We start from the raw sequence: 15,303 nt of genomic DNA on the forward strand, positions 1-15,303 counted from the left end.
GAATGGAAAAGAAGACGCTAGAAGGACTCACGGGGGAACAAGTCAGTTTTCAATTGATCTTACACAGCGGCAATGCTCGGAACAAATTGCTTCAATCTCTTAAACAATTTCGAGAAGGTCAAGAAAAGGAAGCGTTTGATTTCATGAAAGAAGCAGAAGACGACTTGCGAAATGCACACGATATCCATTTTCAAATGGTGCAGCAGGAGGCAAAAGGAGAAACCACTCCATTTTCCTTGCTGCTCATGCACGCTGAAGATCACTTCATGTCCACGCTGACGATCAAGGAGCTTGTGGGAGAGCTCCTGCCGATATTTCAATCGCTAAAACAATAAAGGGTGTAAACAAGGGGGGAAACCAATGTTTGATAAAATAAGTGCCATTTTGGTACCGATTGCCGGGAGATTGAACAATAATCGCTATTTAGGTGTATTACGGGATGCTTTTATGCTTGCATTCCCATTAACGATTTTTGGTTCCATTATGGTTGTGTTAATGAATTTGCCATTTTTAAATAAAATCATGAGTCAAACTGCACTGGAAGGATTCCAGTCTGCACTGAATATCGCACCAAGTGCGACCATCAGTATTATGACCGTGTTTGTTGTATTTGGAATTGGCTACTATTTATCGAAAAGCTATGAAGTGGAAGCCGTATTTGGCGGCGTGATCGCTCTCGCTTCTTTCTTATTGCTGACGCCATTTTTGCTCGAACAAGAGGGTGCGGCGTCTATAGCGGGCGTCATCCCAGTCGATCGTCTAGGGGCAAAGGGGATGTTCCTCGGCATGATTACAGGCTTTTTATCAGCAGAAATTTACCGTTATTTTGTGAAAAAGAAATTTGTGATCAATATGCCGCAAGGGGTCCCGCCAGCTGTTTCAAAGTCTTTTGCTGCACTGATTCCGGCTACCCTGACTCTAACAGCCTTTTTACTCATCAATATCATCATTACACAAGGCTTTCACACAAATATACATGACCTTATTTACCATGCAGTTCAGGCACCGCTTGTCGGACTTGGAAGCGGTATCATTCCGACGTTAATTGCGGTTTTCTTTATACAAATTCTTTGGTTCTTTGGATTGCACGGTCAAATTATTATCAACTCTGTGATGGACCCAATTTGGAACACGCTGTCCATTCAAAACCTTGAAAGCTATACAAAAACGGGCGAGGTTCCAAACATCATCAGCAAACAGTTTATTGAGGTCTATACGGTTGGAATGGGCGGAACCGGTATGACGCTTGCCGTTGTGTTTGCGATTTTAATTTTCCTAAAAAGTAAGCAATTAAAACAAGTGGCAAAGCTCGGCTTAGGACCAGGATTGTTTAACGTCAATGAACCGATTATTTTCGGTTTACCGATTGTGATGAACCCGCTTATTCTCATTCCATGGATTTTGGCACCCATGGTCATTACATGTATTTCTTATTTTGCGATGGCCGCAGGCATTGTGCCGCCGCCGACAGGCGTGAACATCCCATGGACGGTGCCGATCTTTATTAGCGGCATCATGGCAACAAATTCATTAGCGGGCGGTCTGCTTCAGCTGTTTAATTTAATGATTGTGTTTGTTATTTGGTTCCCGTTCCTGACATTTATTGACCGCATGAATGTGAAAAATGAAAAAATAGCAACGACAGACAAAACGAAACAAACAAACATCAAAGGTGAAGGGGACTCAATACATGTCGATGGACACTAACAGACAATCATATACATTTCCAAAAGATTTCTGGTGGGGATCTTCTGCCTCTGCCACGCAAACAGAGGGCAGTTATCCGGGAGATGGAAAGGGACCGAACATTTGGGATCACTGGTTTGAAAAAGAGCCGACTCGTTTTTTTAATGGCGTCGGTCCAGACGTGACCTCTCAATTTTATCGTAAATACAAAGAGGATATCCGGCTTATGAAGGAGATTGGGCATAATTCATTTCGTCTATCCATTTCATGGTCACGCCTTTTACCCAAGGGAAAAGGGGAAGTCAATGAAGAAGCTGTGGCTTTTTATAATGATGTGATCAATGAACTGATAGCGAGTGACATCGAACCGTTTGTGAACCTGTACCATTTTGATATGCCAATGGCGCTGCAGGAGACGGGTGGATGGGTAAACAGACAGGTCGTAGACGACTATGTCAACTATGCGGTGTTGTGCTTTCAGTTATTTGGCGACCGGGTGAAGAAATGGTTTACCCATAACGAGCCGATTGTCCCTGTAGAGGGCGGATATATGTATAGCTTCCATTATCCAAACGAAGTCGATTTCCAAAAGGCAGTGCAAGTTGGTTTTCATGAGATTTTATCAAATGCTAAGGCCATTGCGGCTTATAAAGAGCTGCAACAGGACGGGAAAATCGGTATCATCTTAAATCTCACTCCTTCATATCCGCGAAGCGAGAATCCGCGGGATGTAGAAGCAGCTGAGATGGCGGATGCTTTCTTTAATCGTTCCTTCCTAGATCCTGCTGTTAAAGGGCACTTTCCTGAAAAGCTGGTGGAAGTGTTAAAGAAAGAAGGATTTATGCCGGTGATAGAAGATGGAGACCTTGAGCTCATCCAAGAGAACACGATTGACCTGCTCGGTATCAACTATTATCAGCCAAGAAGAGTGAAAGCAAAGGAACATATGCCGCATCCTCAAGCACCATTTATGCCAAACCATTATTTTGATCCCTTTGAAATGCCGGGAAGAAAAATGAATGTGTATCGAGGCTGGGAAATCTATGAAAAGGGCATTTACGATATATTGAAAAAAGTTCAAACAGACTATAAGAATATCGAATGCTTTATTTCTGAAAATGGAATGGGTGTTGAAGGAGAAGAACGGTTTAAAGATGAACAAGGAATGATTCATGACGATTACCGCATTGACTTTATTTCTGAGCATCTCAAATGGGTGCATCGAGCCATCCAAGAAGGCAGCAATGTGAAAGGCTATCATCTGTGGACGTTTATGGATAATTGGTCATGGACAAATGCGTATAAAAATCGTTATGGATTTGTCTCAGTCAATCTTGAAGAAGACGGGAAACGCACCATTAAAAAAAGTGGATACTGGTTTCAATCTGTTTCAGAGAATAATGGCTTTTAATCAAAATACTTGCTCTTTCCTTGAAAAGGGCAAGTATTTTTCTTATGTGATGGTGCAGGGATTGACACTAAAATGGCTGGAACCTTTTAAGCTCACTAGGCTTAGTGTAGAATGAGGGGAAAGGCTGGAAAGCGCTATAATATGATATGAAAAAACAAGTCAGTTGGTGGTGTGAGATGACAAAATACGAACTCATTTCAGAAGAAATTAGAAAACGAATAGGAACAGCATATTATCCAGAAGATCAACCCATTCCAGATGAAAACTCGCTTGCCGCTGAGTTTCAATGCAGCAGAATGACGATGAAGCGTGCGCTCGATCTTCTCGTAGCAGAAGGTCTGCTCTTTAGAAAAAGAGGTCATGGCACATTTATTGTGAAGGCAGCGCTAAACAAAAGGTACATCAATGTATCAGGTCATGAAAATAGAGGATTCACGAAAGTCATGGCAGATAAAAACGTGACGAGCCAAATCATTCGCTTTGATGTGCATTTTCCAAGTGAAGAGGTGGCAGCTCATCTCTCAATTGACTCAAGCGCACCCGTTTATGACATTGTCCGTCTCCGCCTTGTGGAAGAAGAGCCTTATGTATTAGAAAAGACTTTTATGCCCGTAAATGTCATTAAGGGAATAGATGAAAAGGTTCTATTAGGTTCAATATATAGCTACATTTCAAACACACTGCATCTAAAAGTAGCTGGAGCGCACAAGAAAATTAGAGCGGCTAAATCAGATCAGCTAGATCAGCAGTATTTAGGCTGTGACCAAGCTGATCCAGTGCTTGAAGTCGAGCAGGTGGCTTACTTAAACACGGGCCGGCCGTTTGAATACTCCTATAGCCATCATCGCTATGATAAGTTTGAATTTTCAACTGTGGAAATTACGAAAACAGGACTTTAAAAAAGAGCAGCCCCCCCTTGGGAGACTGCTCTTTTTTCATCTTGATTTTATATATTCCACCAATGATACCCGTCTTTTTCTAGCAGCTCATCTGCTTCTTTCGGTCCCATAGAACCAGCAGGATAATTTGGTTTTAACGTTTTCGTTTCTGCCCATTTCTCAGAAATCGGATCAACAAAGTTCCAAGAAAGTGCCACTTCATCCCAGTGCGCAAAGTTTGTTGCATCACCGAGCAAGCAGTCATGAATCAGCTTTTCGTATGCTTCTGGTGTATTCATGATGTCGTTGTAATTTGTTTGGTAGTCGAGTTTAATCGGTTTAGCATATGTTCCGCCATCAAGCTTGCGCGCATTCAGGTGAAGGGTAATACCTTCATCCGGCTGAATGTGAATGACGAGTAAGTTTGGATGCATGGAATTCCCGTTTCCGTAGTACAGGTTCATCGGAATGTCTTTAAATTGAACCACGATTTGAGTGGATTTCTTTTCTAGACGTTTTCCTGTCCGAATGTAAAATGGTACGCCGGCCCATCTAAAGTTATCGATGAGAAGTTTCCCTGCAACGAATGTTTCTGTGTTAGAGTTTGGGTCCACATTTTGCTCTTCAAGATAGGAAGGAACCATATGGCCATCAATCGTTCCAGCATCATACTGTCCGCGGACAAAGAATTGATCGACCTCATCTTTAGAGAAAGGACGAAGGGCGCGCAATGCTTTCCGTTTTTCGCTTCGAATTTCCTCTGTATTGAGCTTAATTGGCGGCTCCATGGCTAAAAGTGCGACCATTTGAAGCATATGGTTTTGAACCATGTCTCTAAGTGCGCCAGAGCTTTCATAATATCTAGCCCGGTCTTCAACACCTAACGATTCACTAGATGTAATTTGAATGTTTGAAATATAGCGGTTTGTCCAAAGTGGTTCAAAGATCGCATTCGCAAAGCGGATGACCTCAATGTTTTGCACCATTTGTTTACCTAGATAGTGGTCAATCCGATAAATTTGATCTTCTGTAAATGCACCACGAATCTCTTCATTTAATGTTTTGGCACTAGGCAGATCATGTCCAAATGGTTTTTCGATCACAAGTCGTGACCAGCCGGTCGTTTCTGATACGCCCTCACTTTTTAAGAACTTCGCAATCGTTCCGAAGAATTCCGGTGCCATAGCTAAATAGAACATCCGGTTATTTGGGATACTGTATGTATCTTCAAGTCCGGAAAGAAGCGTGTTGAGTGCTTGATAGGAAGCAGGGCTTGAGACGTCAAAGTCATGGTAATAGAAATGAGAAATGAATTCCTCTGCTTTTGCTTCTGCATCGTCAGAAGAGACAGATTCTTTTACCACAGCTCTGAGATCCTCGTGAGACCACGGGCGGCGCCCAACACCTACAACGGCGAATTGATCTCCAAGCTTTCCGCTATGATAAAGTCTATGTATAGAAGGGTAGAGCTTGCGCTTTGCAAGGTCTCCTGTTGCGCCAAAGATGACAATGACTGCTTTTGGATAATTAGTTTCTGTATTCACGAAAAGTACCTCACTTTATTCGTAGCATTGTTGTAAAAAACAAGAATGTATGTACATTTTCTTTATTTTAAAGGTTCATTGTACGTAAAGCAAACATTTGATTCGACTTTTTCTGCTCAAGTTTGTCTTTTTTAAAAAATTCAGCTGAATTCACATTTACCTTGTCTTCATGTATTCTATATGAATGAAGACATTGTATACCGGCTGTAGGAGGAAATCGTAATGGAACTGCTCTTTTTAGGAACAGGTGCAGGCATTCCTGCAAAAACAAGAAACGTCACTTGCACAGCGCTGAAGCTTTTAGAAGAGAGAAAAGCAGTGTGGCTTTTTGATTGCGGAGAAGCGACGCAGCATCAAATATTACATACAACGATTAAACCAAGAAAAATTGAGAAGATCTTTATCACGCATATGCACGGTGATCATGTATATGGTCTCCCGGGTCTGCTTGGCAGCAGGTCCTTTCAAGGCGGAGAGGATGAATTGACGATATATGGTCCAAGAGGCATCAAAGCCTTTGTAAATGCGGCACTTTCAGCGACACAAACGCATTTGACCTATCCGCTGCATATCATTGAAATAGATGAAGGGATCGTATTTGAAGATGATACCTTTCAAGTAGAAGCTAAAAGGGTGTCTCACGGAGTCCCAGCCTACGGTTATCGGGTCGTGGAAAAAGATGTACCTGGTGCACTAAAAGCCGAAGACCTAAAAAAAATCGGTGTAAAACCTGGACCTTTGTATCAGAAGTTAAAAAACGGGGAAACCGTTACACTCGAAGATGGAAGAAGAATTGATGGAACCGATTATTTGGAACCCCCTAAAAAAGGGAGGATTGTTGCATTTTCAGGAGATACACGTTTGTGCGAGAATATAAAAAGGCTTGCCAAGAATGCGGATGTGTTAGTCCATGAAGCAACATTTAGTAAAGAAGATGCAGAACTAGCCTATCATTATTATCACAGCACGACAGAACAAGCAGCGAAAACAGCGCAGGAAGCAGGCGCCAAAAAACTCATTTTGACCCATATTAGTGCACGATACCAAGGGGAAGAGTCACTGAAGCAATTACTGAAAGAAGCCCGCGATATATTCCCGCTGACTGAAGCTGCGCATGATTTCTCTTCTTTTCCTATAGACCGCACCCTGTAAAAATTGGATGAATCGTCAGAAATAGTTGTGTGATTTTTTTGATTTTTATGATGACGCTCTTTTTCAGGTAGTGGTAAAATGGTGAAGAAAAAACAAATGACGAATAACACTATGAAGAATACGGGAGGCACAATCAAAGATGAGCGGTTTTACAGCATTAAGTGAAGCAGAATTAAATGACCTATATGCAGCACGACAAAAAGAGTATGAAACGTACAAAAGTAAAAACTTACACTTAGACATGTCTAGAGGGAAGCCTTCACCAAAACAGCTCGATTTATCTATGGGCATGCTCGATGTCGTGACATCAAAGGATGTGATGACAGCTGAGGATGGTACAGATGTGCGAAACTATGGCGGCTTGACAGGCCTTCCTGAAACGAAGGAATTTTTTGCAAGTGTGCTCAATCTGAAGCCGGAACAAATCATTATTGGCGGTAATTCAAGTCTAAATATGATGCATGATACGATTGCCCGTGCGATGACTCACGGCGTATATGGCAGTAAAACACCTTGGGGAAAACTTCCAAAGGTGAAATTCCTTGCCCCAAGCCCAGGGTATGATCGTCATTTTGCCATTTGTGAGCATTTTAACATAGAGATGATAACGGTAGATATGAAGGCTGATGGACCTGACATGGATCAGGTGGAAAAATTGGCCGCAGAAGATGAAGCCATCAAAGGCATTTGGTGTGTACCAAAATATAGCAACCCTGACGGCATTACGTACTCAGATGAAGTTGTTGACCGCCTTGCTTCAATGAAAACAAAAGCAGACGACTTCCGTATCTTTTGGGATGATGCCTATGCAGTCCATCATCTAACAGATACACCTGATACGTTAAAAGATATTTTTCAAGCAGTAGAACAAGCAGGACATCCAAACCGTGTGTTTATGTTTGCCTCTACTTCTAAAATTACATTCCCAGGCTCAGGTGTGGCACTCATGGCGTCTAGTCAAGACAATGTCAGCTTCACTCAAAAGCAATTAGCCGTACAAACCATCGGGCCAGATAAATTGAATCAAATAAGACACCTACGTTTCTTCCAAAATCCAGAGGGATTGAAGGAACATATGAAAAAGCATGCAGCGATCATTAAGCCGAAGTTTGACCTCGTTCTTTCGATCCTTGATGAAAAGCTTGGCGGAAAGGGTATCGCTGAATGGCACAAGCCAAATGGCGGCTATTTCATTAGCTTAAACACACTCGATCATTGCGCAAAAGCTGTTGTGCAAAAAGCAAAAGAAGCAGGTGTGACACTGACAGGTGCAGGGGCGACATTTCCATATGGAAAAGATCCGCTTGATCGTAATATCCGTATTGCGCCAACGTTCCCAACACTTGAAGAACTAGAACAAGCGATTGACATCTTTACGTTATGTGTTCAGCTTGTCAGCATTGAAAAGCTGCTTTCTGAAAAGAGTCAATCTGCGCCAACGGCATAAAAACAAAACTCCTTGACGGATGTCCATCAAGGAGTTTTTGCTTTTAATTGGCTGTTTGATAATAGGAGACGGGCTGTTTTGCTGCGCACCATACATCATAAATCGCAAGCTGCACGATATGTGGTTCATCATGATGAATATAGTGCGAGCTGTTCTGCGCCTGAATCCATCCGCTTTGGGATGACAAAGTGAGCATTTGTTTATGAAGCCTGAGCCAAGCTTCATGCGCTGGATGAAGCAGCCGGCTTTTGCCTGATGAAATGACAAGAAGCGGCATCATGCCATAATGCGTTTGCTCCTTCTTGATCGTACTTAGCATTTGCTGAAAATCCTCATGTGTACACTCTGCTGTGAACTGTGCCATATACGAAGTGCGTTCTTCTTTTGATAAAAGCGGCAGGATGACCTGCTCTTGATCTTCACTTGCCGGGTCTAACAGCACCATACCGATCACATCTTCACTTCTGCGGCTTGCCCATAAGCGGCTGACGAGAGAACCGAATGAGTGCGCCACAATAAGAAAGGGCGGCTGAATATTGGCTTGTTTTAAAAGCGCATCTAAATCATCCGCAAGGTCATGCAGCGTTCTTCCTTCATGGCTTTTACTGCTGTTCCCATTTCCTAAACGGTCGTATAAGAAAACCCCAAGCTCTGGATCAATATCACGGGCAATATTTGTCCAGGTATCGCCAGAAATTCCGTAGCCTGCTTCAAAGATAATGGTCGCTTGCCTTTTGCCTTGACGATGCTTCGTATAAAAGTGATGTCCATTTATATGATAAGTTCTTTCAATCATTGCAGCGTTCATTCTTCCATCTCCTCTAAGTGATTCTTTAGCTAAAAGACGGCACAAAAGGCAAAGATGTTTCTCTTAAAAACAAAAAAGATGCCTATTTCAAAAAATAGACACTTTTTTCTTAGAGCGGTTACCAAGCGCGATCGTATTGTCGCGGAGCTTCAATGGATGTACGCAGCTGTTTAGCGGCTGTTTTTGGGAAATACGGATCCCGTAAAAATTCTCTGCCGATAAAGATCAAGTCAGCACGCTGATTTTGCAGAATTTCTTCTGCCTGTATACCAGATGTGATCAAACCGACAGCAGCTGTTTGAATACCGGCACCTTCTTTTATTTTCTCTGCAAAAGGTACTTGGTAGCCGGGGAATATTTTCATATCAGCCGGCACCACAGCGCCTGAGCTGACATCAATTAAGTCAACACCTTGTTCTTTCAGCCATGCGGCAATGCCAATATAATCAGCAATATCGAGTCCTTTTGTTGAGTAATCAGAAGCGGATACACGGACAAATAACGGCCCTTCCCATACTTCATTGACCGCATCAATGACTTCTCTTAAGAAGCGATAACGGTTTTCTGGTGAGCCGCCGTACTCATCTGTCCGCTGATTTGCAAGCGGTGAAAGAAATTCGTTAATCAAATAGCCATGCGCACCATGAATCTCAATGATGTCAAATCCAGCTTTTTTTGCTCGGACAGCTGCATGTTGAAACGCCTGAACCGTGTCTTTGATTTGATCGACAGACATCTGCACAGGTGTTTTCGACTGTTCATCAAACGGAATGCTGGAGGGGGCAAGAATGTCACCTTCCAGCTCCGCCTTACGCCCCGCATGGGCTAGCTGAATGGCTGTTTTGGTTCCATATGCTTTGATTTGTTCGTTTAAGGAGGCAAATCCTTCAATGTGCTCATCACTCCATATCCCGAGGTCTTGATCACTAATTCTTCCTTCAGGAGAAACAGCACTTGCCTCAACCATGATTAGACCAGCCTGACCTTGCGCGCGGGAAATATAATGTGCAAAGTGGAAAGGCTGTAATTTCCCATCCCTGTCATAGGATGAATACATACACATCGGTGACATCACAATGCGGTTTTTGAGTGTGACACCTTTTAATGTCCAAGGTGAAAAGAGTTTTGTTTCCAATTACCTTCGCCTCCTCATAGAATGGTATAGCCGATTATAACAACCATTCAAACATTCGTCATAAAAGGTGCTCAAACCATATAGCTTTTCTACACGTTTTTGTATAATGGAGGATAAGATCAAGGACATCAAAGGGGGAAAACGGATGAAATGGCAAACAGAGAGTGAACTAAAGGAGCTGCTCACAGCTCTTATGCAATATGAAAGCATATCTGGTACAACGGGAGAAGTCGCGTTAGCGGAATATGTATATTACTTGCTGAGGGAGCGTCCGTATTTTGAGCAGCATCCTGATCATTTGGCTTTGCATCCGATGAAAGACGGCCGGTATTATTTAACGGCTCTTGTCAAACGCAGTGCGCTGCCACGTACCGTACTTTTGCTCAGTCACTTTGATGTAGTCGATACTGAGGATTACGGAGAATTTCAAAATATGGCGTGTAAGCCAGAAGAGTTAATGGCATCCTTTTCTCAAAAAAGTGCGCTTCTTCCAAAGAGAGCAAGAGAGGATTTGGCTTCAGGTGACTGGCTGTTTGGAAGAGGGTCTATGGATATGAAAGCAGGTTTGACCGTGCAGCTTTCTATGCTGGAAAGAGCGATGACGGAGAGATTTGAAGGAAATGTCCTTCTCGTGACAGTTCCAGATGAAGAGGTGAACTCACAGGGAATGCTCGAGGCTGTCCCAAAGCTAAAAGAGCTCAAGGAGAAGTACGATCTTGATTATACCGCGTGTTTAAACAGCGAGCCGATGTTTGAAAAGTATCCAGGAGATACGCACCAATATATTTATACAGGCAGTATAGGGAAGGTGCTTGCCGGATTTTTTTGTAAAGGAATTGAAACGCATGTAGGAGAGCCTTTCTCAGGCTTAAACGCGAATTTTATGGTGTCTGAACTCAACCGTTTGTTAGAACTGAATAGTGATTATTGTGAGGAAGTAGATGGTGAAGTGACGCCGCCTCCCACCAATTTGATGCAAAAGGATTTGAAAGAAGCCTATTCCGTTCAAACGCCTCACACGGCTGTTTCTCTATTTAATGTGCTTATGATGAAACGCTCAAGTGAAGAGCTCCACGGGCTTCTCTATGAAACTGCGAAACAAGCAGCCATGCAAATTGAGGCCAATCTGAAACAGAAAACGGCTGCATTTCAGCGCTTCAAACACTTTACACCCATTGACACGAACATCACGGTTCTTACATATCATGAGCTGTATCAAAAAGCCGCTGAACGATCAGGCACGCAGGAAGTCGAGCGTATTGTCAACTATGCATTCGCCAACCGGGGTGAGCTCGGAGATCGTGATTTCTCAACCAAAATCGTATCAGAGCTGACGACTCTTTGTAAGGAAGAGGGGCCGCTCATTGTTCTATTTTATAGTCCGCCATTTTATCCTTCAGTGTCTTCAACAGATGATCAGCATATTCAGATGACCTTAAAGAAGATTCAAAGGGAGGCAAAAGAGGTCTATGGACTTGAAGTAGAAGAAGTGAAATATTTCCCCGGATTGTCTGATTTAAGCTACTTACAGCTTGAAAAACAGGATGTAGCCGATTATACGGTCAACATGCCGCTTTACCAAAAAGGCTACTCGTTACCGCAAGGAGAAAAGGAGGCACTTTACGTTCCGGTCATCAACGTTGGTCCATTAGGAAAGGACCCGCACAAATGGACAGAACGTCTGCATATCCCGTTCTCTTTCGGCGTTTTGCCGTCGCTCTTAGAATCAACGATTCATGCGTTATTAGAGAAAGAGTAAGCATATGTGGCAAAAAGTCCTATCGTGATGATAGGGCTTTTTGTTGTGAACATTTAGTCTATTTTTTCTTCATTATGCCAGAAGTTATATATGAAAACGGCAATGTGAAACGATAGAACTAACAAAAATAGTTAAAATGATTGAAATATTCAGAAAAGTATATTATAATCAATTATGTAATTTAGTTACAATTACCCTAATTATAAGGAGGTGATTTAAATGAAACGTAACGAATGGATTGCGATCTAAAAAATGAACGAATACTTACAAAACAGTGTACACCGCAGAGAAGCGAATGTTTTAGCTTCTCTGTGAATCTGTATAAGGACTAAAAATAGATGAGAGTTGGGTGATAGAATTGTCAAATATGAAAAATTATTATGAAGAGCATCCGCCTTTATGGAATTTTCTTTATCCGTTTTTTGGTCAATCTAGCCAAGAAGGAGCACAATCTCGTGTGACAGAATTCATCCAAAAAGAACGAACATTTCAAAAGGGGAAAAATGCTTTATATTTACATATCCCTTTCTGTGATACCATCTGTTCGTTCTGCCCCTTTATTAAATCCACAAAATATGAGCCTATGATCGGAAAGTATATTGATGCTTTAATCAATGAGATGCGCATTCTATCACAATCTCCTAATATTCAAAAAATGACTTTTGATGTGGTATTTGTTGGTGGAGGGACTCCTTCCATTATGCCTCCTGAGCTGATTTATCGACTTTCGACTGCAATAAAAGAAAACTTCACATTGTCACCTGACTATGAATGGACTTTTGAGTGTGAAGCAAAGACAGCTACAACAGAAAGAGTGGCTGCCATGTCTGAAGGTGGAGCAAATAGAGGGAGCTTTGGTGTCCAAACATTAAACGAACATTATCGGAAAATGTTCAATTTAACTGCTAGTTTTGATCAAATCTCTCAGACGGTAGACTTAATGAAGCGGCATTTCCAATCCTATAATATTGATTTATTATATCAGCTGCCTGGGCAAACGAAAGAAGAGATGATAGAGGACATAAATGGTGTGATGGCATTAGGAAGCACAAGTATTGATACGTATCCATTAGAATACATTGCATGTTCAAAGGGATGGTTATCAAAAATAAATAAAGGCAAAGTTCCTATGCCGCCAAATCCTAAAGAAAAGTTTGAGTTTAGCGACACACTCTATCGTCACTTAAAAACGAAGGGCTGGCATCAAAATTATGTCTATACGTTTATGGCTCCTGAGCATCAAAATAAACGTTTTCAATATGGCGAAGTGATTTACGGTGGTTATGAAGATCAATATATTGGACTTGGCACAGGTGCCATCTCGTACATGCAAGGCATGATATGGTCAAATGAAGGAAATACCCAAAGATACATCGAAAGCCTGACAACTCAAGAATTACCTATTGTCAAATCTAGAGAGTATCATGCTTTTGATAGAAGACTCGTCTTTTTCCCTAAAACAATGAAAATAGAAAAAGCACATCTTAATCAAATGCCAAAGCGTGAAGAGATTTATCGCAAACTAGAATTACTCATGTTGAGAGGGATCGTGGAGGAGGCGGAGCAATATTTTGTGATAAAAGAAGAAGCGAAACCTTGGTATCCTGCGATTTTAGTTGATCTTATACCAGAAAAAGAAAGAGCTAATTATGATCAAGCCGTCGAGTTTATGCAAAAAGAATTAGGCTGGTATGAGACGACAGAGGTGCTCCTCTAATGATTTTAAAGAAAGAAACGACATCTCTTTTTAAAAATCAGCACTTTGTCAGTTTCTTTATTGGACAAAACTTATCTGCTTTTGGAGATTGGTTTAGAACGATCGCTACGATTGGCTTAATCTATGAACTTACTGGCAGAGCGACTCACCTAAGTATTCTATTTATTTGTTCAATGCTTCCTCTCATTTTAACATCTATGCTTTTAAGCCCAATTATAGATAAGTTTTCTTACAAGAAAGTTGTAATTTTTGCAGATTTGGCACGCTTTATCATAGGACTAGGCTTTGTTTTAGTAGTTACATTGAATGTGACAACGTTTATCCTTTATTTTTTACTAGCGTTAAATGGTGCTTTTTCAGGTATATACTTGCCTGCTCGTTCATCTATGATTCCTGAAATCCTAGATAAAGAGCAGCTTTCTAAGGGAAATAGTATACTGGCAACGTCTTTTAGTGCCTCCATGCTGATTGCGACAGGTGTGGGCGGGTTGGTCACAGAAATCTGGTCCGTTTCCACCATTTATTTGGTGGATGCGATGACATTTTTATTATCAGCTATGCTGCTAATCCCTATTAAAGCGAAAGAAACGTCTGAAAAAAAAGAGTATGTGTCATATGTTCAAAGCTTTAAAGAGGGCATTGAAGAAATCAAAGGGTCGCCCAAAATTCAAAGTGCCATATGGATATTGATGTCTAGAGAATTCGCTTTAAGCATTGTTTATGTCATGTTTAGTTTGTACATTTTAGAAGTAGCAAAGGAAGGGAATTTTGGCTTAGGGCTTGGACATACAATAAGTGGACTAGGGCAAATAATCGGAGGAATTACACTCGCAGCTTATTTTAAAAAAGTGAAATTCTCCTTTCAGTTTTATAAAAGATGGTCAACGATATCGATCATATTGTTAGCGATATTACATGCGCTTTCCTATCAACAAACAAATTTTATTGGATTTTTATTTGTTGTTTTATTAGCAAATCTATTATACAGCCCAGTCGAAGTTTTGTACTCTACAAATATTATGACATATGCAAGCAGTCATTTAAGAGCCCGGGTTTTTTCGGCTGGACTTGCATTATCACGCATATTTTATATTAGTGGATTTATCATCATGGCGTTCATCGGAGATTTGATTCCTATACATGTCATTGCTATGTGTATGGCAGGTCTTTTGATATTAGCTGGTTTGATGAACAACTTATTGTTACTAAAAGAGAAACCGCAAGATGAATCCAAAAGAGAAATGCATTCACTATAAAGGAGACTTTGATTACGCAATGGAAACTGGAAAATTAACAAAAACAGAAATCGTCACATCGCTTCAAAGGAGTATTCGTGAGCTTGAGGAGCTAGTGCAGGCTTGTGATGAGCACACATTAGATCAATCTTTAGGAGAAGGCAAGTGGTCTATTAAACAAATCACTGGCCATTTGTATGATACAGAGGAAGTCTGGTCAGAGCGGATAGAGCAGGCACTTTCAAATGAGAACACACCTTTCCAATCGTATGATCCTGAGATTTATGTGAAGGAAAGAGCTTATGAAAGGTACACCGCACAAGAGATCCGTGCATTGCTTGAGCGCCTAAAAGAGAGCAGAAACAACACACTCCAGCTATTACACAAGGATACATGGGATTGCTCTGGTCTCCATCCTGAAGAAGGGGTGATGACAGTCCAAATCTTAGCTGAAACCATTGCTTTACATGAAAATCATCACCTCGCCCAAATAAAAGCCATCCTATCCATGAACAAATCATCTATATGAGG

The 15,303-nt window shown here is 41.4% G+C and carries 13 protein-coding genes; 10 read left to right on the top strand and 3 right to left on the bottom strand.

Features of this window, described 5'->3' with window-relative positions:
• The first annotated feature begins 2 nt into the window (after positions 1-2).
• The 4 genes from GPA07_RS08885 (at position 3) to GPA07_RS08900 (ending at position 3,996) form a co-directional block, all read left to right on the top strand.
• Complete coding sequence (locus GPA07_RS08885) at positions 3-335, top strand: PTS sugar transporter subunit IIA (RefSeq protein ID WP_008358798.1); 333 nt, start codon at positions 3-5, stop codon at positions 333-335.
• A gap of 25 nt (positions 336-360) precedes the next feature.
• Positions 361-1,707 (top strand): PTS cellobiose transporter subunit IIC, encoded by a 1,347-nt coding sequence (gene celB, locus GPA07_RS08890; protein WP_157292378.1) that lies wholly within the window; start codon positions 361-363, stop codon positions 1,705-1,707.
• Positions 1,691-3,097: a glycoside hydrolase family 1 protein gene (locus GPA07_RS08895; RefSeq protein ID WP_157292381.1), complete on the top strand. Its 1,407-nt coding sequence runs from the start codon at positions 1,691-1,693 to the stop codon at positions 3,095-3,097. The genes celB and GPA07_RS08895 overlap by 17 nt, the downstream gene beginning before the upstream one ends.
• Positions 3,098-3,273: 176 nt before the next feature.
• Entirely contained in the window at positions 3,274-3,996 is a 723-nt protein-coding gene (locus GPA07_RS08900) for a GntR family transcriptional regulator (protein ID WP_157292384.1), read from the top strand.
• Between the two features lie 47 nt (positions 3,997-4,043).
• Here GPA07_RS08900 and zwf read toward each other — a convergent pair whose 3' ends face one another.
• A complete protein-coding gene (gene zwf / locus GPA07_RS08905) occupies positions 4,044-5,519 on the bottom strand; it encodes a glucose-6-phosphate dehydrogenase (RefSeq protein ID WP_008358790.1) in 1,476 nt (491 codons plus the stop codon).
• A 222-nt stretch (positions 5,520-5,741) separates the two neighbouring features.
• Between zwf and rnz the strand changes: the two genes are divergently transcribed.
• Complete coding sequence (rnz, locus tag GPA07_RS08910; protein WP_157292387.1) at positions 5,742-6,671, top strand: ribonuclease Z; 930 nt, start codon at positions 5,742-5,744, stop codon at positions 6,669-6,671.
• A gap of 139 nt (positions 6,672-6,810) precedes the next feature.
• A complete protein-coding gene (locus GPA07_RS08915) occupies positions 6,811-8,118 on the top strand; it encodes an aspartate aminotransferase type Ic (RefSeq protein WP_071168970.1) in 1,308 nt (435 codons plus the stop codon).
• Positions 8,119-8,161: 43 nt separating this feature from the next.
• Here the strand turns inward: GPA07_RS08915 and GPA07_RS08920 are convergent, their stop codons facing one another.
• Positions 8,162-8,926, bottom strand: coding sequence for an alpha/beta fold hydrolase (locus GPA07_RS08920; protein ID WP_157292389.1), 765 nt, complete (start codon positions 8,924-8,926; stop codon positions 8,162-8,164).
• Positions 8,927-9,044: 118 nt separating this feature from the next.
• Positions 9,045-10,061, bottom strand: coding sequence for an NADPH dehydrogenase NamA (gene namA / locus GPA07_RS08925; protein WP_157292390.1), 1,017 nt, complete (start codon positions 10,059-10,061; stop codon positions 9,045-9,047).
• A 145-nt stretch (positions 10,062-10,206) separates the two neighbouring features.
• Here namA and GPA07_RS08930 point away from each other — a divergent pair, with 145 nt between their 5' ends.
• The 4 genes from GPA07_RS08930 to GPA07_RS08945 all read left to right on the top strand — a co-directional run bounded on the left by GPA07_RS08930 (position 10,207) and on the right by GPA07_RS08945 (position 15,301).
• Positions 10,207-11,820 carry a M20/M25/M40 family metallo-hydrolase gene (locus GPA07_RS08930; RefSeq protein WP_157292392.1) on the top strand — a complete coding sequence of 538 codons (1,614 nt, stop codon included), beginning with the start codon at positions 10,207-10,209 and terminating at the stop codon, positions 11,818-11,820.
• Positions 11,821-12,187: 367 nt separating this feature from the next.
• Positions 12,188-13,537: a coproporphyrinogen-III oxidase family protein gene (locus GPA07_RS08935; protein WP_008358779.1), complete on the top strand. Its 1,350-nt coding sequence runs from the start codon at positions 12,188-12,190 to the stop codon at positions 13,535-13,537.
• On the top strand, positions 13,537-14,793 hold the full coding sequence (locus GPA07_RS08940) for an MFS transporter (RefSeq protein WP_157292393.1): 1,257 nt from the start codon (positions 13,537-13,539) through the stop codon (positions 14,791-14,793). The genes GPA07_RS08935 and GPA07_RS08940 overlap by 1 nt, the downstream gene beginning before the upstream one ends.
• A complete protein-coding gene (locus tag GPA07_RS08945) occupies positions 14,762-15,301 on the top strand; it encodes a DinB family protein (protein WP_008358776.1) in 540 nt (179 codons plus the stop codon). The genes GPA07_RS08940 and GPA07_RS08945 overlap by 32 nt, the downstream gene beginning before the upstream one ends.
• Positions 15,302-15,303: the final 2 nt, after the last annotated feature.

This window comes from Bacillus sp. ms-22 (assembly GCF_009759805.1).
Classification (GTDB): domain Bacteria; phylum Bacillota; class Bacilli; order Bacillales; family Bacillaceae; genus Bacillus; species Bacillus xiamenensis.